This is a genomic window from Sphingorhabdus sp. EL138, from assembly GCF_945862485.1.
In the GTDB taxonomy this organism is placed as follows: Bacteria; Pseudomonadota; Alphaproteobacteria; order Sphingomonadales; family Sphingomonadaceae; genus Sphingorhabdus_B.
Genome location: NZ_CAMAYF010000003.1, coordinates 54192 through 73597, shown reverse-complemented (window position 1 = coordinate 73597; position 19406 = coordinate 54192). Strand labels below are relative to the sequence as shown.

The following is a 19406-nucleotide window of genomic DNA, read 5'->3' as shown; positions in this document are numbered from 1 at the left end:
GCAGATTTTAGGCTGCAGCCTTTGCTTTCACACGCGCCTTCACGGTCGCGGCTTCCAAAAGCCGGGTTTCAAGTGCCTTTAGCTTGTTTTTGTTTTCGATTTTGCCACCGAACAAATCCGTCACATAAAATGTGTCGACGGCGCGCTCCCCGTAAGTTGCGATATGCGCACTGTGCAATGTAACTTTGGAATCAAATAGCGCGAGCGCCAAATTGTTGAGCAAGGCGGGACGATCCAGCGCATTCACCTCAATCACCGTAAACCGGTTGGAAGCTTGGTTATCAATCAACACCGATGGCACGATTTTAAAGGCGTCTGCTCGGCGAAGCGCTTTCGGTTTGGCATCTAATTGCGTCATCAGACGTGCCCGATTGGTGAGCGCCACTTCAATGTTACGCTTGAGGCGGTTTAACTGGATCTGCTCCTGAAAAGGACGGCCCAGAGGGTCTTGGATAAGGAAATTGTCGACCGCCATGCCATCGCTACTGGTGTGAATCCGCGCATCGATAATGTTGCCGCCCGCCAAGTGAATGGCGCCCGCTATCCGGTAAAACAACCCTGGATGATCGACGGCAAAAACTGTGACAAGCGTTGCCCCTCGATCGGGATAGAAACACGCATCAATGGCAAGGTCCGTGCCCGCATTGGAAAGAAGATGCCGCGCGTTGCGCTCAATGATGTCATCGGGCTCCGCGATCCAGTAAGCGTCGGGAAGCGTTTTGGCAAAAGCCGCGAAGGTATCGGCGGGCAGTTGCAAAGCGGATTCTAGCTTTGCCTTTTTCGATGCAATGCGCTCGTCACGACCGCGCTGCTTATGGCCTAAACGCAGCACTTCTTCGGTGGCTTCAAACAGATCCGACAAAAGTTGTCGTTTCCAACCGTTCCACACGCCCGGTCCAACAGCGCGGATGTCAACGACGGTCAAGACCAATAACAGCTTTAACCGCTCGGGTGACTGGACGGCTTGGGCAAAATCCAGGATGGTCTTGAAATCCGCCAAGTCCCGCTTGAACGCGGTGGCCGACATCAACAAATGATGACGGACGAGCCAGGCTACGGTTTCGGTCTCGGCTGGGGACAGGCCAAGCCGTGGGCATAAGGTTTCTGCTACCTCCGCGCCTAACACGCTATGGTCGCCGCCACGTCCCTTCGCAATATCGTGGAGCAATGTGGCCACAAACAAGACCCGCTTGCTGACAATCTGTTGCACCATTGCCGTAGAAAGTGGGTGATCTTGTTTTAGCTGACCCCGGTTGATATCGGCCAGCAAGCCAATGGCACGGATCGAATGTTCATCGACCGTGTAATGGTGGTACATGTCGAACTGCATTTGCGCGACGACACGGCGGAAATCAGGGATAAATCGTCCAAAAACGGTGGATTCATTCATCCAGCGTAACACCGTTTCCGGGTCGCGCGGGGACGTCAATAAATCGAGGAACAACGCGTTCGCTCTTGGGTCCCGTCGCACAACCTTGTCTATCAGCCGGGCATCCCTTTGAGCGGCGCGCATCGCCAGCGGGTGGATTTCCAATTGATGCACATCTGCCAAATGAAATATCTCGAGCAAACGCACGGGGTCTTGCGCAAAAAAATTTTCATCCGGCAGCGCCAAGCGACCACGATCGAGTTGAAAGCCGTTTAGCTTTCGCGGTTTCCGGCCAAAGCTGGGCAAGAAGCGACGGCCTTTTTTGGCCATAGCTTCATCCAAATGCGCAAGGAAAAGTCCCGTTACGTCGCCAACCGTTTTGGCGTTCAAAAAGTAAAATTGCATGAACCGTTCAACTGCCGAGCGTCCGGGGCGGTCGGCAAATTGCATAAGCTCCGCAACTTCGCGTTGCAGATAAAATGTCAGACGCTCTTCCGCACGCCCAGTGATATTGTGCATATGGCAGCGCACGGACCACAAGAAATTCTCGGCTTTTCTAAACCGATTATATTCATCAATTGTTAGCAGGCCAACGTCGACAAGTTCCGATGCGGCGGACACTTTGTGGATATATTTCCCAATCCAATAGAGGGTGTGGAGGTCGCGAAGCCCGCCCTTACCATCCTTGATATTCGGTTCGACCACATATCGGCTGTCCCCCATGCGCCGGTGCCGATCATCGCGTTCCATCATCTTTAGGCGAACAAAGTCAGATGCTGTGTTGGCGACGACTTCATTCCAGAAACGCAGCGAAGCCTCTTCGTAAACGCCCCTGTCGCCCCAAACAAACCGGCTTTCCAACAAAGCGGTGCGAATGGTCAAATCCTCTTGCGCCATCTTGACGGTTTCATCGAGCGATCTGCTCGATTGGCCAACCTTCAACCCAAGATCCCACAGCAAATAAAGGATCGCTTCGACGACCTGCTCTGTCCATGAACTGCGCTTGAAGGGCGTTACGAAAGCGATATCCACGTCGCTGTGTGGGGCCATTTCACCGCGGCCATATCCACCGACCGCCAGAACCGCGATTCTTTCCGATGCAGAGCGGTTGGAAGCGGGATATGCATGGACAGTGACATAATCGTAGATGAGCCGGACGATTTGATCGACGAGAAATGCTTGCTCCGCTGACGCACGATAGCCTTGCGACGGCGCGGCATTTAGACGTTGTTGAATTTCTGCCCGACCGTTAGCCAGAGCTGATTGCAATAAATCGACGACGCGAGGACGGCGTTCCGGGGCCATGCATGCGCGCACAATGGCCTCGATTTGTTCGGTAAGCGCGCTCCGGTCGATAATGTCGCGCTGCTTGAATATCCGTTCTGCTGTTGATGCCATCGCGCGACCTTAGTCGCGATCCGGCATCATGTCAGCATTAAGCAGATATTTTGGCATTATATTCGCGGCGGAGCGTCACCCGGTCGATTTTCTGTGTCCCCAGACGGGGGAGAGGTTCGGCAACTTGCCAGAAATGCACAGGAAGCTTGTACGGTGCGAGGCGCGGGGCCAAAAACGCTTTCAGCGCATCTTCGGTGAGCGTGACGCCTTCCTTTGTGTGATAGACAATGCCGGGCACTTCACCATATTTGTCATCAGCGATGCCAAATACTGACAATTCGACGATCGAGTCATGCTCATAGGCCGCTGCTTCAACCTCTGGGCAACTGATATTCTCACCGCCCCGGATGATGATATCTTTCTTGCGGTCGACGATGAATAAATAGCCATCTTCGTCGAGATAGCCGATGTCGCCGGTCCGGAAAAATCCATCGGCGGTGAAGGCATCGCGCGTGGCATCTTCGTTATTCCAATAGCCATTGAAATTGGCAATTGTCCGAATGCCCACTTCGCCGCGATCACCCTGTGGCAAGACATTTCCGACATCGTCGAGCATTTGGACCTCGACAAGTGGCTTGGTCGCGGGGCCAGTGCTGGTTGGCTTTTCCAGATAATTGTCCGTAAAGTTGCCGCAACCAACGCCGTTGGTTTCAGTAAGGCCGTAGCCCAATAATGGATAGCCCCAGCTCATTTCCTTGCGGATTTTCTTGACATGCTCGACAGGACGCGGCGCGCCGCCGGCGGCAAATGCGGTGCAACTGGTGAGGTCATATTTATGGCGTGCCGGGTGCGTCGCAAGTTCAATGCTCATCAATGGAACGCCTACGAAATAGGTGATGCGTTCTTTTTCAATAATCCGCATCGCGTCTTCGGCATCCCATTTGGGCATCAACACCAGCTTGCGGCCAATAGCGAAGCTTTGCAGCACCAAGGGTATCGATGCGGTAACGTGGAACAATGGTACGTTGACGAGCGCCGAAGGTTGCGCCGGCATCGCCTGGCCACTTGCGGACATAAGCTCGAAGAAAACAAGCGTCTGGCCGACATAGCTCATGGCGCCTTGGACAACAGCACGGTGGTCTGACACCGCACCCTTTGACTGTCCGGTTGAGCCTGAGGTATATAAAATCGTCGCGTTATCGAGCGGATCTAGCGTTGGAAGCGCTGTTGCCGCGCCGCCACCTTTAGCGGTCAAAACGGATAAACCGTCCAAGGGTCGGGAATCATGGTTGATGATAAGGAGTTCGCAATGGCCAATATCTTGTCCGGCCATCCGTGCTGCACGCTGTTCATCGGCGAGGACAAAACGGCAGCCGACCATACGAATACCGTCGGCCAGCTCCCCGCCTTGCCACCAGCCATTGAGCAAAGTGGCAACACCGCCAGCCATCACAATCGCCATATAGGCAATGATCCAATTGGCCGAATTACGCGCAGCAATGCCAAAGCGCTCGCCCTTTTGCAGCTTGTGACCTTCAACCAGACCACCTGCCAAGGCGCGGGCTGCTCCATAAGTTTCTGCGAAACTTAAGCGGATGTCGCCATCGACCAAAAATTCCTTGTCGGCATGGGTTGCGCAGAAAAATGCGAAATAGTCGGCCATGTTGCCTGGCGCTTTGGCGAAAACGGGCATTTGGACACCGTTTTTCTCGGCATATGTAATGGCCAAGGGGCCACCATCGGACATGAGTCGGTTAATGGTGGCATCAATTGCAAGGTCCAACTGCGACGGCATGTGATTCTCTCCTAAACTCTTTGTGAGTCTTCTATTTGGCTCTATAGGAATGTCAAAAGATCCTGAGGAAATATCGTGTCATTCGAGATTATTTCAACGGCCGCTGGCTATATTCAATTTACTGACCTTGGCGTGGGTCCGGTTGCGCTCGATTTGGGCTTCTTCCAAATCCGCTGGTATTCGCTTGGATATTTGGTCGGCATTTTGCTGGGCTATTGGATGTTGCTGAAATTGCTTGTCCGTCCGGGTGCGCCAATGTCACGCGAGCAAGCCGATGATATAATCCTGTACACCACTTTGGGCATTATTTTAGGTGGACGGATTGGGTATATTTTATTCTACCAGCCCTCTATTTTGCAGAACCCGATGGATATCTTTAAATTGTGGGAAGGGGGAATGTCTTTCCATGGCGGCGCGATTGGTATCATATTTTCGATCTGGCTTTTGGCGCGCAAGCATAAGCTCTCTTTCCTAAGAGTCTGTGATTATGTCGCCTGCGTTGTGCCCTTTGGCTTGTTCCTCGTGCGCTTGGCGAATTTTGTGAATGATGAACTTTGGGGCCGCGTCACTGATGTGCCTTGGGCCGTTGTCTTTCCCAATGGCGGAGATTTGCCGCGCCACCCAAGCCAGCTTTATGAAGCGGTGTTTGAAGGATTATTGATGGCCGCAATTTTATGGCCATTATTTTGGAAAACTGACGCGCGGTATAAACCTGGGTTCCTGACGGGTATGGCCGCAATCATTTACGGCACAGCCCGATTTGCCATCGAGTTTGTCAGGGAACCGGACCAGCAGCTGCAGTGGCTCGTGGAAACGAGCGGCTTGAGCATGGGGCAGTGGCTTACCATGCCGATGATATTGGTAGGACTGTTCCTGATATTCACCGCAAGTGCTCGCAGGCAGCGCGCTGAGTTTTAACAGTGTCGTCTGACAGTGAGGAAGTATCCGTCCGCCTCAGGCAAAAGATAGAGGCATCAGGACCTATCAGTGTTGCCGAATATATGCGTGTGGCCAACACCGCATATTATGGGCGCGCTGACCCGCTGGGCGTAGAAGGGGATTTCATCACTGCGCCCGAAATCAGCCAGATGTTTGGCGAGATGGTGGGTATTTGGTTGAGCGATCTATGGCTGCGCCATCGCCCCGCTCGCTGCCATTATGTGGAGCTTGGCCCTGGCCGTGGGACGTTGGCAGCAGACGCGCTGCGCACAATGCAGCGTTTTGGTTGGACGCCTTCGGTGCATTTCGTTGAAAACAGCCCCGCATTGCGCGCCAAGCAGTTACAGGCAGTGCCGGAGGCTATGTTCCATGACACTCTGGAAAGCCTCCCGACCGATGCGCCTTTGTTCCTCGTGGCAAATGAGTTTTTTGATGCACTGCCGGTTCGGCAGATGGTTTCAACACAAGCCGGCTGGCGGGAGCGGGTCGTTGTGTGGAATAAGGAGGCGGGTTTTGCCGCAATGCCCGGCGCTACTGCGACCGATGACCTCATCCCCGAACAATTTCGTTCTGCTGCCATGGGTAGTATTTATGAAATCTGCCCGGATGCATCTTCGATCATGCAGCAGCTTTCGGCTAGGCTCGCAAAGCAAGGCGGGGTGATGTTGATCATCGACTATGGCTATACACAGCCTGCGTTGGGCAACACTTTGCAAGCAGTTCAAGGCCACACATATGCCGACCCCTTCCCTAATCCAGGCCAAGTTGATTTGACGGCGCACGTTGATTTTTCTGAATTGTCGAAGTGTGCGAAAAAATATGGTCTTTTGGTAGCCGGACCCAAGGACCAAGGCGCATGGCTCTCTGGTCTTGGTATTGACCAGCGGGCGCAGCATTTGGTGGCGTCGAATCCTGGCAGGGCCGCAGAAATCGCCGCCGCACATAACCGGCTGGTCGCGCCGGACGCCATGGGGGCCTTATTCAAGGTCTTGGCCGCTTATGCCCAAGGTTGGCCGCAGCCGCAGGGGTTCGGTCTTTAGCCCGCCCAGTCGGCGATCTGACCCGCAACATCATTTGCGGCGGCATTTAAAGCTGCACCCGCCGGAGCTGGCGCAATCGCGGTTACGGGCCGGCGCGCCTCAAAGCGGCGCTTTTCCGTGGCGCTGCCGCGGATGATTTTGACCACGTCATAGACCACAACGGCCTCGCTCGTTTCGGCATCAATGCCGAATTCTAGCAGGCTGCCCGATATATAGCGCACCGCCTTGCCGCCCGCGTCCACTTCATTGAGGACAAGATTGCCGCTTTTCGCCGACACAGTTTCAGCGACCAACATCTGCATCAAGCGAGCGGGCTTATCCGCCCAAAATGCCTCTTTCAAATAAGCAATGTTGCTGGCGTCAATTTGGACCGGCACACGATTGGTATCCAGCTTGGGCGGGACTTGCGGTATCTGGATAACCAAGGCGTCGGCCACAGACGCTGTTCGGGCAGTTCCGGCAGCTACGACATTGTCGGCTGTCAGGACCAGCATGGAGGCTGGTGCCTTGCCGCCGAAGCTGACGCACGCGCCAAGGGCCATGATGAGCGGTAAGGCACATAGCCGCGGGCCGGAGATTTTGCTGAACATCATTTTGGGTTCCTGCTGCCGGGTTTATAATCGGGTAAGGCGGGGGCGCCGACGACGCTACCGATGCCGCCTTGGTCCACTTTCTCTGTCACCGACTTTAACGATACCGACACGTCTCTCAAGTCGCGTGCCAGTTGCGTGACCTCGGGCAAAGTCTGCGTATTTAAAGTTTCAATCGCCGGGTTAGCGTTGTTTAAGGTCGTTTCCAACGCAGCCAGACTCCCATTTGCGGACCGCAGTGTTTTGCGTAATTCATCCAGCATCGGGCGGCCTTCGCTGTCGAGTAGCTTATTAGTCGTGCCTGCCATTTTGGTGATTTCATCCGCGGCCAGGCCTGCTTTTTGCAAGGTAATGCGTGATTCCTGTATCGCCGCACGTAAGTCCGGACCTTGCGTTGCTAATGTTCCCGAAAGGCTCTCCACATTGTCCAAAATTTGTTCGATGGATTGCTCATTCTTGTCGGACAATATGTTGGTCAGTCGCTCGGTCAACGTCGATAGCCGCTCCAAAAGCAAAGGCGCGTTGTTGAGCAGTTCGCCTAAAGCGCCGGGCTTTGTGGGAATGACGGGTACGCCGGTTGGACATGCGCTTTGTGGATTCACCTTAGGGCAAGCCAGTGCAGGTGCGCCTTTGACCGCGCCATCCAGCTGAATTTCCGAGACACCGGTAAAGCCGACGCCGTTGATCGTTGCGGTCGTACCCAAAAGAATGGGCACCGTATCCTTGATACTGATGCGCACCCGAACGAACTCCGGATCGGGTTCCCATAATTCGATGCTCTCTATCTGACCCACCGGAACGCCGGAGAAGGACACGCCGGAGCCCTTGGCCAAGCCATTGACCGATTGCTGAAAGAATATGTCATATTCTTTCTTGTCGCCATCGCTGGTCCGCGACAGCCAAACGGTAAAGGCCGCCAGCAGCGCCAGAAGGAGAAGCGTGACAGCACCCACCATCACATAGTTGGATTTGGTTTCCATCGTACTGCCTTATGACCTTTCTAGCCGCTGTGTCTTTGCATGTGCGGATTCGCCTTGGTCGCTGTGACCGCGCCGTGCCGCGCGACCCCGTGGGCCGCTGAAATACTCGTTGACCCACGGGTGATCGATGGCCAGCAATTCTTCAATCGCGCCTATGGCTATCACTTTCCGATCGGCCAAAACGGCCACGCGGTCACAAATGGAATAAAGCGTATCCAGGTCATGCGTAATCAAAAAAACCGTGAGGCCAAGTGTCTCTTTCAAATCACGTGTTAAACTGTCGAATTTGGCAGCGCCGATGGGATCAAGCCCAGCGGTTGGCTCATCCAGAAATAACAATTCCGGATCCATCGCCAATGCCCGCGCTACACCCGCACGCTTACGCATGCCGCCCGATAACTCAGATGGATATTTATGCGCAGCTTCTGGTGGAAGGCCGCTTAAGAAGATTTTGTAGCGTGCGATTTCGTCCAGCAGTTCTTTGCTAAAATCCGGGTAAAATTCGCGCAAGGGCACTTGCACATTTTCCGCAACAGTTAAGGTCGAAAACAATGCGCCACCCTGAAACAAGACACCCCAGCGCCGACGGACATCGGTTGCTTCGTCTTCCTCCTTACCAATCATGCCTTCGTCAAAGACGCGGATTTCCCCTGAATCTGGTTGTTGCAGGCCGATAATTGATCGCATCAGTACGGATTTACCCGTTCCCGAACCGCCAACGACGCCCAATATCTCGCCACGGCGTACTTCAATATCGAGATCTTGATGGATGACTTGGTCGCCAAAGCTATTGCACAGGCCCGTCACGGAAATGATGTTGGGTGGGTTCATCACTTAATCCCAACCAATTTCACTAAAGAACACTGCGAAAAATGCGTCGAGGACGATGACAAGAAAAATGGCCTGCACGACGGCAGCGGTGGTCTTGAGGCCAACTTGCTCGGCATTGCCTTTGACCTGCATCCCCTGGAAACAGCCGGCCATCGCGATGATTGCGCCAAAGACCGGGGCTTTGATCATGCCAATCCAAAAATCGGTCATAGGCGTTACTTCGCGCAGTCGCTGCACAAATGTAGCCGGCGGGATATCCAGAACAATCCAGCACAATAACCCGCCGCCGATGATGGACATTAATGAGGCGAAAATGCCCAGCAATGGCATCATCACCACCGCCGCAATCACGCGCGGCACGACCAATGCTTCGACGGGGACAACGCCAATCGTGCGCATCGCGTCAATTTCCTCGGTAATCTTCATCGTCCCAATCTGTGCGGCAAAGGCAGATCCGGACCGGCCCGCGACCATGATTGCGGTCATCAATATGCCCAGTTCACGAAACGTGAGTCGCCCGATCAGGTTGATCGTAAATACCTCCGCGCCAAATTGGCGCAATTGCACCGCGCCTTGCTGCGCAATGACAATGCCGATGAGGAAGCTCATCAGGCCAACAATGCCCAAGGCGCGCACACCAACCATATCGAAATGTTGAACAACCGCGTGCCAGCGAAAGCGGCGCGGGTTCATCAACAAAGTGAAGAATGCTTTGACCACTTGTCCGACAAAGCCAAGGAATTGCAAAAAAGTTGTTATACCGACGACAACACCGCCGCCAACTTCGGCCAAAAAGTGATACAGCGACGAAATAGGTGGTTTGGGGATAGCTTCGGCTTGATCCACACCGCTAACGGCATCAATCAAGCGACTTGCGTCATGTGCGCTACCGGTAATCTTTGCATTATGTTCCTTAGCTGTGCGGTGGACGAGCCAAGCACCGACGGTGTCCATATGCGTGATGCCGGAAATGTCGATTTCAGAGACAGAAGCGCTAATCTCCCGCAAACTGCGGTCTACATCACCAATTGATCCAATGGCGAAGGTACCGGACAGCCGGAGAACTTGCCCGCTGGGGAGATCTTCAACAGTGAATTCGGCAGAGTTAGCCATGGCCATATAATTGGCCTATTATGGGGACTATCACAAGCCTGTAGACTTCTTAGGTAAAGTTATGCCTTTAAGGTTATGATGACTAAGCCCAAACCGACCCTGCTGGCCATATATGATATGGACAAGACCGTTACACGACGTGCCACCTATAATGGGTTTCTTCTGCATATGGCGTTTAACAAGGCACCGTGGCGATTGTTGCTTGCACCATTTTTGCCAGTTGGTTTGGCCCTATATGCGCTGAAGATCTGGGACCGGGCGCGGCTGAAGCAGTTTTCACAAATTCTGCTGATCGGCAGACGCGTACCAAAGACGCATTTTGCCAAATATGTGGAAAGCCATGCGGATCTGGTTGTTGGCAAAAACGTCTATCCGCAATTGCTAGCACGCGTGGCCGAGGAGAAAGCGGCGGGTTATCGTCATGTCATGGCAACTGCCTCTTATCGTTTATATGTGGAGGCGATTGCCAAAAGGCTGGGCTTTGATGATGTCATTGCAACAGACCTATCGACCGACAGCAGCGGCCATGTACTGGCGCGGATTGACGGGCATAATTGCTATGACGCGGCAAAGCTGGAGCTAGTGAAGCGGTGGATGGAACGACACGGCTTTGACCGCGCCACTTGCCACATCCGGGCTTATTCGGACCATGTATCCGACGCGCCATTGCTTGGTTATGCCGACGAGCCCTTCGCCACCAACCCGCATGGCCCGCTTGCGCGATTGGCGGGGGCCAAGGGCTGGCCGATACTCGACTGGCGCGTCGCGAAAACCTGATCCTAAGCTATAGCACCGCTAGCGCACCCACGAGCCAGACCGCCCCCACAATCAGAGGAATGCCCGCAAGGTCGAGAAAAAATCCGGCCTTTACCATTTTGGGCAAGGCAATATGCCCGCTGGCCCATGCAATGGCATTCGGTCCTGTGCCTGACGGCATCATAAAGCCCCAGCTTGCCGCCATGGATGCCGCCATCGCCATCAACCATGGGTCAGCGCCCGTTGCGGCCACAAGGCCAGCCACCACAGGCAGCACACCACTGGCAGTCGCGACATTGCTAGCAAATTCGGTGATCAAAATGACCAAAGCGGTCAGCGCTAGCGCAATGATGACGGGATGCACCACCGATAATGGCTCCAGCGCCTCTCCAAGCCACGCAGCGAGCCCGGACTGTGTGATACCAGCCGCGAGCGCCAGACCACCCCCAAACATCATGATGACGCCCCACGGGGCTCTGTCTGCCTCCTGCCATGTCAGCAAGGGACGCCCTGTACCATCGGGTATCAGGAATAATAAAAACGACCCCGCAATTGCAATGCTGCCATCGGTTATCCCGCCCTTGGGCAATAGCGGTTCCAACACAGGTTGCCCAATCCATAAGCCGATGACCAAGAGAAATATTGGAATGAGCCGTTTTTCCGCCACGGACATGGGCTGTGCCTTGCCAATTGACGCGCGCGCGGCATCCACGTCGAAACTACCAGCAGTGACATTCTGCACGCGCATCAGGATGAACGCGCATAAAGGCACGCCGATAATCACGACGGGCAGGCCATAGAGCATCCATGTCAAAAAGCTGATCTGGATACCCAATTGCTTTTCCACGAGCGCCGCTGCAATCGCGTTGGTTGGCGACCCGACAAGCGTCCCAAGCCCGCCAATCGACGCGGCAAAGGCTACGCCCATGATAAGCGCGCCTGCTATTCCGTCGGTTTCTCCGGGCTTGGTTCCGCCAGCTGCCAGCACCGCGATCGCGATCGGCACCATGATCAGCGCGATGGAGGTGTTGGACATCACCATGCTGAGCAATGCGGTTGAACCCATGAACGCGATCATGAGGCCCGTGACGCTATGTCCAGATTTTCCCAATATGGCGAGGGCGACGCGGCGGTGCATGCCCGTACGTTCAATGGTGAGCGCCAAAAACGCGCCGCCAAGAATAAGGAACAGGATAGGCGAATAATATTCCTTCGCGACATCCGGCGCGGTCATAATGTTCATTAACGGCAGCGCTAAAAACGGCAGAAATGCGGTGACCGTCAGCGGCAAGGCTTGCGTCATCCACCATGTTGCCATCAAGATGGTGAGCGCGGAAACATGCCATGCGGAGGGTTCCATCCCCGCAGGTGCGGGCAAAAACAGCATGACGGCGAAGACAATTAGTCCGCCCCAAAAGCCTATTTTTTCTGCCGTCATGGGCGCAGGCCAATCAGCGAGAGTTGGCGGCCATATCCGGGTTCGCCCAAATGGCAACTGCGCCGGTAGCTGAAGAAACGATCCGGCTGGCTATAGGTGTCTTCGCCCAGACATTCGACCGTCCGGATACCCGCCGCCGCCAATCGTGCCGCGACATAGCCTTCGATATCAAATTGATAATGGCCGGCTTTGCCATCGGCGAAGAAGCGTTCGTTGGACGCGGCGTGTTCCATGAAATTGCGGAAAAAGCCTTCATCTACTTCATAGCTTTTCTGTGCAATGCAGGGGCCAATGGCGCAGCTTATGCGACCCGCCTGCGCGCCCAATTTTTCCATAAAGGCGATGGTGTTTTCCAGCACGCCACTTATCGCGCCTTTCCAACCTGCATGGGCCGCGCCGATCACGCCTGCCTCAACATCGGCAAACAGGACAGGCACGCAATCGGCGGTCACAATACCCAAAAGCACATTGGGTTGGTCGGTCACCATAGCGTCGCCGTGTGGTGGGTCATCTTGCGAAATGGCATTGTCGACCTGCACAACATCGGCAGAATGAAACTGATGGACGCGGGCAAGCATCGCACCAGGCAGAACCGACTGCACGCCGAGTAGCCGATTTGCAATGACGGATTCCCGCGCATCTTCAGAGCCCAGCCCGACGTTTAGGCCGGCATAGATCCCCGTCGACACGCCGCCCTTTCGTCCGAGGAAACCATGGGCGACGTTGCCCAGCACGCCTGATTGGATTACCTCAACTGCCATGCCTTGCATGTCCTCCCTTCGCCTCTATTCGCAACTGCCGCGCTTGACGGCAAGCCATTAGATTGCGAACCAGAATATATGCAGCGACATATGCTTATATTTGGAATGGGCTACACCGCCACCCGCCTTGCCGACACTTTGCGCGCCGATGGTTGGCTGGTGACGGGCACAAGGCGGATGAGCGATGGTGAAGCCATTGCCTTTGACGATCAAGCGGCGGTCCTGACGGCGCTGGAGACCGCAACGCATTTATTGTCGAGCGTGCCACCCATGGCCGAGGGCGGCGATCCGGTGCTACAAAAATATGGCGCGGCGATTGCGGCGCGCAGGCCCACATGGATTGGCTATCTTTCCTCCACCGGAGTCTATGGTGATACCGGCGGTGCATGGGTTGATGAAAGCGCAGCCGTGGGCAGCGGGCGACGCACCGCACGGGCCGAAGCTGACCTTGCGTGGCAAGCCTTGCGCGACGATGTGCATGTTTTCCGTTTACCCGGCATTTACGGCCCGGGCAGATCGGCGCTGGAGCGGGTAGTGGAGGGCAAGGCGCACCGCATCGATATGCCGGATCAGATTTTCAGCCGCGTGCATGTTGATGACATTGTCGGTGCGGTCATTGCCGCCTTTGATGGTCGGGCGGGCGTTTACAATATCGCTGATGACATGCCCGCGCCGCAAAATGATGTCATCACATATGCGTGCGACCTGCTGCACCGCGATTGGCCGCCATTGCAATCCATTGCGGAGGCTGGCCTATCGCTTATGGCGCGCGGATTTTATGCCGAAAACCGCCGCGTCGCGAATGATAAGGCGAAACGGCTGCTCAACTGGACGCTGCGATATGCCAATTACCGGCTGGGCTTAGGTGCCTGCATGGCGACGACCAAGCCCAGCATAGCCAACCCGCCGCCCGCTAGCGCCAGCATTGACCAGACATAGCCTTCGAATATCGTCGACAGGATCATCGCGACCACGGGAATGATCACGCCCGTATAGGCCGCCTTGCCAGGGCCAATGTCACGGATCAGGCGGAAATAGAGCGGGAAGGTGACAACCGTTCCAATGATGCTGAGATATAGGACACCGCCGATATAGCCCGGGCGCATGTCAATCACAGGCGGACCCGCCGTGATGAAAGCAAAAATGCTATTGCCAATGCTGCCCCAAAACATCGACCATGCCAATATCGTGATCGTTGGAAAACGCGCGATCTTTGGTGTGACTTGCAGCACGTTAGACACAGACGCCGTCGTCACCGCACATAAGACCAAAGTTAGCCCAAGCAGGACATCTGCCCCGCCCATTGGCGCAGCGCGATATTCCTGCAACATCAATAGCCCCACCCCAAGGCTGGCAATGACAGAGCCCCATTTGAACGCCCCGCTTATGGGCCGCCCCAACCAATATTTGGCCAACAATGCATTGGGCACAATCAACAAAGCGAACACCACCGCGACAAGACCGGACGTCACATAATGTTCAGCCGTATAGACAAAGTTAAAGTTCAACCCGAATTGCAGCAGGCCAAGCAACATCGTCCAACCGACCATCGACCGGTCAATTTTCAGCGATTGCCGCATCACCAGCGCGAGGATGAACGTGCCGATTGCCGCCACGATGAAACGATAGGTCACCGACCATGTTGCGGGCACAGTGCCCAATTGGTCGCGGATCACCAGCCAAGTCGAACCCCAGATCAATGATGTCACCATGAAGGGTATCCATACCCGTGGCGTCAGAAAACCGGGTTCCTCGGTGCGCTGCGTTTCGGACATGCTCATAAGGCCTCTATCGCGCGGGCCAATGGGGCCACATCGGTTTCTGTATGTTGCCAACTGGTTACCAACCGCGCCGCACCCCAGACATCGTCGATCACGCCCCAATCGTAAAAGTCAAAACCCTGCGCCCGTAACGCCGCCGCTTCGGCGGGCGTGAGGCGCAGGAACAGCTCATTGGCTTGCACAGGGTATAACAAGCGTTCACCCGCGGCCTGCGCAATGACCATCGCTGCCGCATTGGCGGACCGCGCATTGTGCAGCCATAGATCATCCTTCAGCATGGCGAGCAATTGCACGGCAAGGAACCGGCCCTTCGACTGCAAATGCCCCGCCCGTTTGCGGCGATAGCGCGCAGCATCAGCCAGAGCGGGATCAAAATAGACCAAGGCCTCCGCGCCCATGCCGCCATTTTTGACAAAGCCGAAGCTTAAAATATCGACGCCTGCGTTCACCGTGACATCGGCGGGCGTGCAGCCCAGATGCGCCACCGCATTGGCAAATCGCGCGCCGTCCATATGCAGGCCAAGCCCGCGTTCGCGGCACAAGGCCCCCAAAGCCGCGACCTCGGCTGGGGTGTAGACCATGCCATATTCGGTGGCGTTGGTGATCGACACCGCGGCGGCCTGCACCTGATGCACATCCTTGCGAATGGCGTCGAGCGTGGAGGAGACGGTCGCGGGCGTTATCTTCGCCCCGTCGCCTTCGACCAACATCAATTTCGCGCCAGCGGTGTAGAAACCCGGCGCGCCGCATTCATCTACCTCAATATGTGCCTCACTATGGCAAATAACGCCCTGATGCGGTTGCACCATGGAGGCAAGCGCAAGGCAGTTGGCGCTGGTGCCCGTCGCTACCCACAGAACCGCGGCATCGCGGCCAAAAAGTTCGGAAAACGCCGCATCCAACCGCGCGCTATATTGGTCCCCGTCATAAGCGGTGTCGATATGGTTGGCATCGGCCATGGCTTGCATGACAGCGGGATGCACCGGGGCGGCATTGTCGGAAAAGAAACGCATGGGCAGCGCATGGCGGGAAACCCCGTGCGGCGTCAAGGGGGTAAGGGGAGGGGAGCGGTATATAGTATTCCCACCTCAACAGCCTGCGCTGGTGCGACGGCATTTTTGCTGAACGGCTATCTTACACATTTCCACACGCGCCATGATGGACAAATTGCGACACCGCGGCCAAGGTGTTGGGATATGCCATAAACGATAAGGATGCCCCATATGCCATTGACCGCCGGTTTGCTGATAATCGCTTCTTTAGGCGCAACGATGACGCCTGCGAAAGGCGATGATGTGGTGCAGAAGGTGGCGCAAAGCGCACGTTATAATGCTTTGGTGCAGCAGCTTGATTCCGAACATGACCGTATCGTGGATGAGATTATCACCCTCGTCGAAATTCCCGCGCCGCCGTTCAAAGAGGCTGAGCGGGCCAAGGCCTATCACGACATGTTGCTCGCGGCAGGGCGTCAGATTTTGAAATAGATACCGAGGGTAATGCGATGGGCCTATATCGCGGGTCGGGCCCAGCAGGTGGGCCAGTGCTCGTCCTTGCGGCGCATCTTGATACGGTCTTTCCCGAAGGCACGCCGTTGAAGGTGCGCCGGGACGGCACCCGATTATATGCGCCGGGCATTGGCGATGACACACGAAGCCTTGCCGTCCTTTTGGCCTATGCACGGGCGATGAAGGACAAGAATGTCCGTCCGCGGACCGATATATTGTTTGTCGGCAATGTGGGCGAAGAGGGGCCGGGCGACTTGCGCGGTGTGCGTTATCTGCTCACCAAGGGCAAATATAAAGATCGGGTGAAAGCCTTTGTGTCGATGGACGGCACTGACCCCGAACGCGTGGTCAATGGCGGCGTGGGATCGCGGCGGTACCGGGTTAGCTATAAGGGGCCGGGCGGCCATAGCTATGGCGCCTTTGGTCTGGTGAACCCCATGGTGGCGATGGGCCAGACGGTTACTGAATTATATAAAATACCCGTGCCGGCTTCCCCGAAAACCACCTATGCGGCGTCGGTCACAGGTGGCGGCACGTCGGTAAACTCCATTCCCAATGAAGTGTTTATGGAATTTGATTTCCGGTCCGAAAGTCCGGCGGAGCTGACCAAAATCGAGCAACGGTTTTTGTCGATCGTGCAGGACAGCGTAAATGCTGAAAACAATGCCCGCGCGGTTAGAGAGGGTAAGATTGTCGCGGAAACGAAGCTGATTGGTGACCGGCCAGCGGGGATGACGGCGCAAAGTGCCGCGATTACGCAAATTGCGGCGGCGGCCATTCGCGCCAAAGGTATGACGCCGCAATTGTCCGCGTCTTCGACCGATTCCAATTTGCCCATGAGCTTAAGCGTGCCTGCCATAACCATCGGATCGGGCGGCAGTGGCGGCCGCGCGCACGCGCTCGACGAATGGATTGACGTCGAAAAAGCGCAAAGCGTCAAGGGCATGTCGACAGGATTGCTGATGTTATTGACCTTGGCGGATATGCCATAGCCCCCCGCATAACCTAGGATAACATCTAGGTTGTTGCGCGGCGCTTTAGGCAGTAGCAGCGAGGCAATTAGGGGTAATCCGGAATGTTGCGACGTAAAGCAGTTGTCATTGGTGCAGGTATTGGCGGCATAGCATGCGCCATGCGGTTACAAAGCCTTGGCTTTGACACCGAGATATTGGAGGCGTTGGACGCCCCTGGCGGCCGCGCTTATGTCCGCAAGGCCGATGGCTTTGTCTTTGATATGGGGCCAACGGTTTTGACCGTACCGCATTTCATCGAGGAATTGTTTAGCCTGCAGCAAGACCATGCCATGCTGGGAGAGCCCGACTTTCCAGCCCATGTTTTGGACGAAGATAACCGCGTGCGTGAAGGCATTTCGGGCGGGCCGAATACCAGCAAATATGTCGAGATAGTGCCAATTCTTCCGTTCTACCGCATCTATTTTGACGACGGCACATATTTTGATTATGACGGTGATCCTGTCAGCACGCGGACGCAGATCCAGCGCTTGGCGCCGGAGGATCTTGCAGGATATGAAGCCTTTCACGAACAAGCCCGCGCGATTTTTAAACGCGGCTTTTTGACATTGGGCTATACTTATTTCGGCAGCCTTGGCTCGATGCTACGCGTGGTGCCCGATTTGCTGAAGCTTGGCGCGGTGCGGTCGCTGTTCGGCATGGTCAGCAAATATTTCAAATCCGACAAAATGCGTCAGGTGTTCAGTTTTGAACCCTTACTTGTTGGCGGCAACCCCATGAAGGTGCCGGCAATTTATGCGATGATCCATTTTGTCGAAAAAACCTGGGGCATTCATTATGCCAAGGGCGGCACGGGCGCTTTGGTGGCTGGTTTAGTCAAAAAATATGAAGATATGGCCGGCCGGTTGCGGCTGAATGCACCCGTGCAGCGCATATTAGTGGAAGATGGCGTTGCCAAAGGCGTCGAGCTGGCAAGCGGTGAGGCGATAATTGCCGATGTTGTGGTGTCGAATGCCGATTATGCCACCACTTATCTTAAGCTGGTCGATAAGGCGCATCGGCGCATTAACCGTGATGCTTTGGTGAAATTCCGTAAGCAATCCATGTCGCTCATGGTGATTTATTTCGGCTATGAATGCCGCGACAATGACCCAGATTTGCGCCATCATAACATCATATTGGGCCCGCGCTACGAAGCGTTGCTGGATGAGATTTTCGAGAAAAAGGTGATGAGCCCGGACTTCTCGCAATATCTGCATATTCCGACGCTGACAGACCCAAGCTTGGCACCTGCGGGGCATCATGCGGCCTATACGCTTATCCCCGTGCCCAATAACGCCAGCGGCATCGACTGGGATGTCGAAGGGCCAAAGCTCAGCGCGCGGGTGCTGACCTTCTTGGAAGAGCGCGGCTATATCCCCGATCTTGCCGCGCGGTTGAAACATATGAGCTTCATCACGCCCGATTATTTTGCGGAAACCTTGGGGTCTTATCTGGGCAATGGGTTTGGCGTCGAACCTGTCCTAATCCAAACCGCTTTCTTCCGTCCGCATAATAAATCGGAAGATGTGCACAATCTCTATCTGGTCGGTCAAGGGACGCAGCCCGGCGGTGGCACGCCGTCCGTAATGATGTCCGCCAAAATGACCGCCCGCGAAATCGCCCGCGACCTGAGCGTGGATGAATCCATCGTCAATGGCGTGCCAAGTCAGCGGTAAAATAGGCGATACCAAGTGACAGACATTGCCGGGTAATTATCACCGGAAGCCAATGATCGGAAATTGTCCGGTATATGGAAGACATTCTGGTGCTGCTGGGGAGGATTGAACTCCCGACCTCGTCATTACCAATGACGCGCTCTACCACTGAGCTACAGCAGCAATACCGAAGGTGCGGCCCTATGCGAAGGCTGGGGCTTAATGTCAAGCGGCTTGCGCGCCGCCTTGCCATTTGGCATCGCGCGGACAGGGCGATAGCACGCACAGGAGAATGGCATTGGCAAAAGATGCAGAGGATAAAGAGCGGATCAAGGCAGAGCGGCTGCGCGAAGCCCTGCGGGCCAATTTGCGTCGACGCAAGGCAAAGCCGCCAGTTGCCGCAGCCGAAGACAATGCGGCAACGCCTTTACCGGAGAAAATCCGCCCCAAGGCATGACTATCGTCGTTGCACCTAGCGTGATAGTCGTGAATAGACCCAGTC

Annotated in this window: 18 protein-coding genes and 1 tRNA gene; 8 read left to right on the top strand and 11 right to left on the bottom strand. The window is 55.4% G+C overall.

Going from position 1 to position 19406, the window contains the following annotated elements; genetic code table 11:
- Positions 1–7: 7 nt before the first annotated feature.
- Both Q0O33_RS02325 and Q0O33_RS02320 read right to left on the bottom strand, forming a co-directional pair.
- Complete coding sequence (locus tag Q0O33_RS02325) at positions 8–2767, bottom strand: [protein-PII] uridylyltransferase (protein ID WP_295495510.1); 2760 nt, start codon at positions 2765–2767, stop codon at positions 8–10.
- Between the two features lie 37 nt (positions 2768–2804).
- A complete protein-coding gene (locus Q0O33_RS02320) occupies positions 2805–4502 on the bottom strand; it encodes a class I adenylate-forming enzyme family protein (RefSeq protein ID WP_295495508.1) in 1698 nt (565 codons plus the stop codon).
- Positions 4503–4577: 75 nt separating this feature from the next.
- Here Q0O33_RS02320 and lgt point away from each other — a divergent pair, with 75 nt between their 5' ends.
- Both lgt and Q0O33_RS02310 read left to right on the top strand, forming a co-directional pair.
- Complete coding sequence (lgt, locus tag Q0O33_RS02315) at positions 4578–5420, top strand: prolipoprotein diacylglyceryl transferase (protein WP_295495506.1); 843 nt, start codon at positions 4578–4580, stop codon at positions 5418–5420.
- A gap of 2 nt (positions 5421–5422) precedes the next feature.
- A complete protein-coding gene (locus Q0O33_RS02310) occupies positions 5423–6481 on the top strand; it encodes an SAM-dependent methyltransferase (RefSeq protein WP_295495504.1) in 1059 nt (352 codons plus the stop codon).
- Here Q0O33_RS02310 and Q0O33_RS02305 read toward each other — a convergent pair.
- From Q0O33_RS02305 to Q0O33_RS02290, 4 genes are read right to left on the bottom strand one after another with little or no spacing between them, the layout of a single operon-like run.
- A complete protein-coding gene (locus Q0O33_RS02305) occupies positions 6478–7074 on the bottom strand; it encodes an ABC-type transport auxiliary lipoprotein family protein (RefSeq protein ID WP_295495502.1) in 597 nt (198 codons plus the stop codon). The two genes, Q0O33_RS02310 and Q0O33_RS02305, sit on opposite strands and share 4 nt — an antisense overlap.
- Entirely contained in the window at positions 7071–8051 is a 981-nt protein-coding gene (locus tag Q0O33_RS02300; RefSeq protein ID WP_295495500.1) for an MlaD family protein, read from the bottom strand. The genes Q0O33_RS02305 and Q0O33_RS02300 overlap by 4 nt, the downstream gene beginning before the upstream one ends.
- 9 nt (positions 8052–8060) lie before the next feature.
- Complete coding sequence (locus tag Q0O33_RS02295; RefSeq protein ID WP_295495498.1) at positions 8061–8882, bottom strand: ABC transporter ATP-binding protein; 822 nt, start codon at positions 8880–8882, stop codon at positions 8061–8063.
- A 3-nt stretch (positions 8883–8885) separates the two neighbouring features.
- Positions 8886–9995 carry an ABC transporter permease gene (locus Q0O33_RS02290; RefSeq protein WP_295495731.1) on the bottom strand — a complete coding sequence of 370 codons (1110 nt, stop codon included), beginning with the start codon at positions 9993–9995 and terminating at the stop codon, positions 8886–8888.
- A gap of 75 nt (positions 9996–10070) precedes the next feature.
- Between Q0O33_RS02290 and Q0O33_RS02285 the strand changes: the two genes are divergently transcribed.
- On the top strand, positions 10071–10772 hold the full coding sequence (locus Q0O33_RS02285) for an HAD-IB family hydrolase (protein WP_295495496.1): 702 nt from the start codon (positions 10071–10073) through the stop codon (positions 10770–10772).
- Positions 10773–10779: 7 nt separating this feature from the next.
- Here Q0O33_RS02285 and Q0O33_RS02280 read toward each other — a convergent pair whose 3' ends face one another.
- Positions 10780–12189 (bottom strand): DASS family sodium-coupled anion symporter, encoded by a 1410-nt coding sequence (locus tag Q0O33_RS02280; RefSeq protein ID WP_295495494.1) that lies wholly within the window; start codon positions 12187–12189, stop codon positions 10780–10782.
- Positions 12186–12950, bottom strand: coding sequence for a peptidoglycan editing factor PgeF (gene pgeF / locus Q0O33_RS02275; RefSeq protein WP_295495492.1), 765 nt, complete (start codon positions 12948–12950; stop codon positions 12186–12188). Before pgeF ends, Q0O33_RS02280 begins: the two co-directional genes overlap by 4 nt.
- A 90-nt stretch (positions 12951–13040) precedes the next feature.
- Between pgeF and Q0O33_RS02270 the strand changes: the two genes are divergently transcribed.
- Entirely contained in the window at positions 13041–13889 is an 849-nt protein-coding gene (locus tag Q0O33_RS02270) for an SDR family oxidoreductase (protein WP_295495490.1), read from the top strand.
- Here Q0O33_RS02270 and Q0O33_RS02265 read toward each other — a convergent pair.
- Complete coding sequence (locus tag Q0O33_RS02265) at positions 13799–14725, bottom strand: EamA family transporter (protein ID WP_295495488.1); 927 nt, start codon at positions 14723–14725, stop codon at positions 13799–13801. The genes Q0O33_RS02270 and Q0O33_RS02265 overlap by 91 nt on opposite strands.
- Before the next feature lie 2 nt (positions 14726–14727).
- On the bottom strand, positions 14728–15744 hold the full coding sequence (locus Q0O33_RS02260; protein ID WP_295495485.1) for a beta-eliminating lyase-related protein: 1017 nt from the start codon (positions 15742–15744) through the stop codon (positions 14728–14730).
- A gap of 210 nt (positions 15745–15954) precedes the next feature.
- On the opposite strand from Q0O33_RS02260, the gene Q0O33_RS02255 reads away from it, so the two are divergent.
- The 3 genes from Q0O33_RS02255 (at position 15955) to crtI (ending at position 18925) form a co-directional block, all read left to right on the top strand.
- On the top strand, positions 15955–16215 hold the full coding sequence (locus Q0O33_RS02255) for a hypothetical protein (protein WP_295495482.1): 261 nt from the start codon (positions 15955–15957) through the stop codon (positions 16213–16215).
- Between the two features lie 17 nt (positions 16216–16232).
- Positions 16233–17228 (top strand): M20/M25/M40 family metallo-hydrolase, encoded by a 996-nt coding sequence (locus Q0O33_RS02250; RefSeq protein ID WP_295495477.1) that lies wholly within the window; start codon positions 16233–16235, stop codon positions 17226–17228.
- An 83-nt stretch (positions 17229–17311) separates the two neighbouring features.
- A complete protein-coding gene (gene crtI, locus Q0O33_RS02245; protein ID WP_295495475.1) occupies positions 17312–18925 on the top strand; it encodes a phytoene desaturase family protein in 1614 nt (537 codons plus the stop codon).
- Positions 18926–19012: 87 nt separating this feature from the next.
- On the opposite strand, the gene Q0O33_RS02240 is transcribed toward crtI, so the two are convergent.
- Positions 19013–19087: transfer RNA gene (locus Q0O33_RS02240), tRNA-Thr, on the bottom strand.
- 109 nt (positions 19088–19196) lie between these two features.
- On the opposite strand from Q0O33_RS02240, the gene Q0O33_RS02235 reads away from it, so the two are divergent.
- On the top strand, positions 19197–19361 hold the full coding sequence (locus Q0O33_RS02235; RefSeq protein ID WP_295495472.1) for a hypothetical protein: 165 nt from the start codon (positions 19197–19199) through the stop codon (positions 19359–19361).
- Positions 19362–19406: the final 45 nt, after the last annotated feature.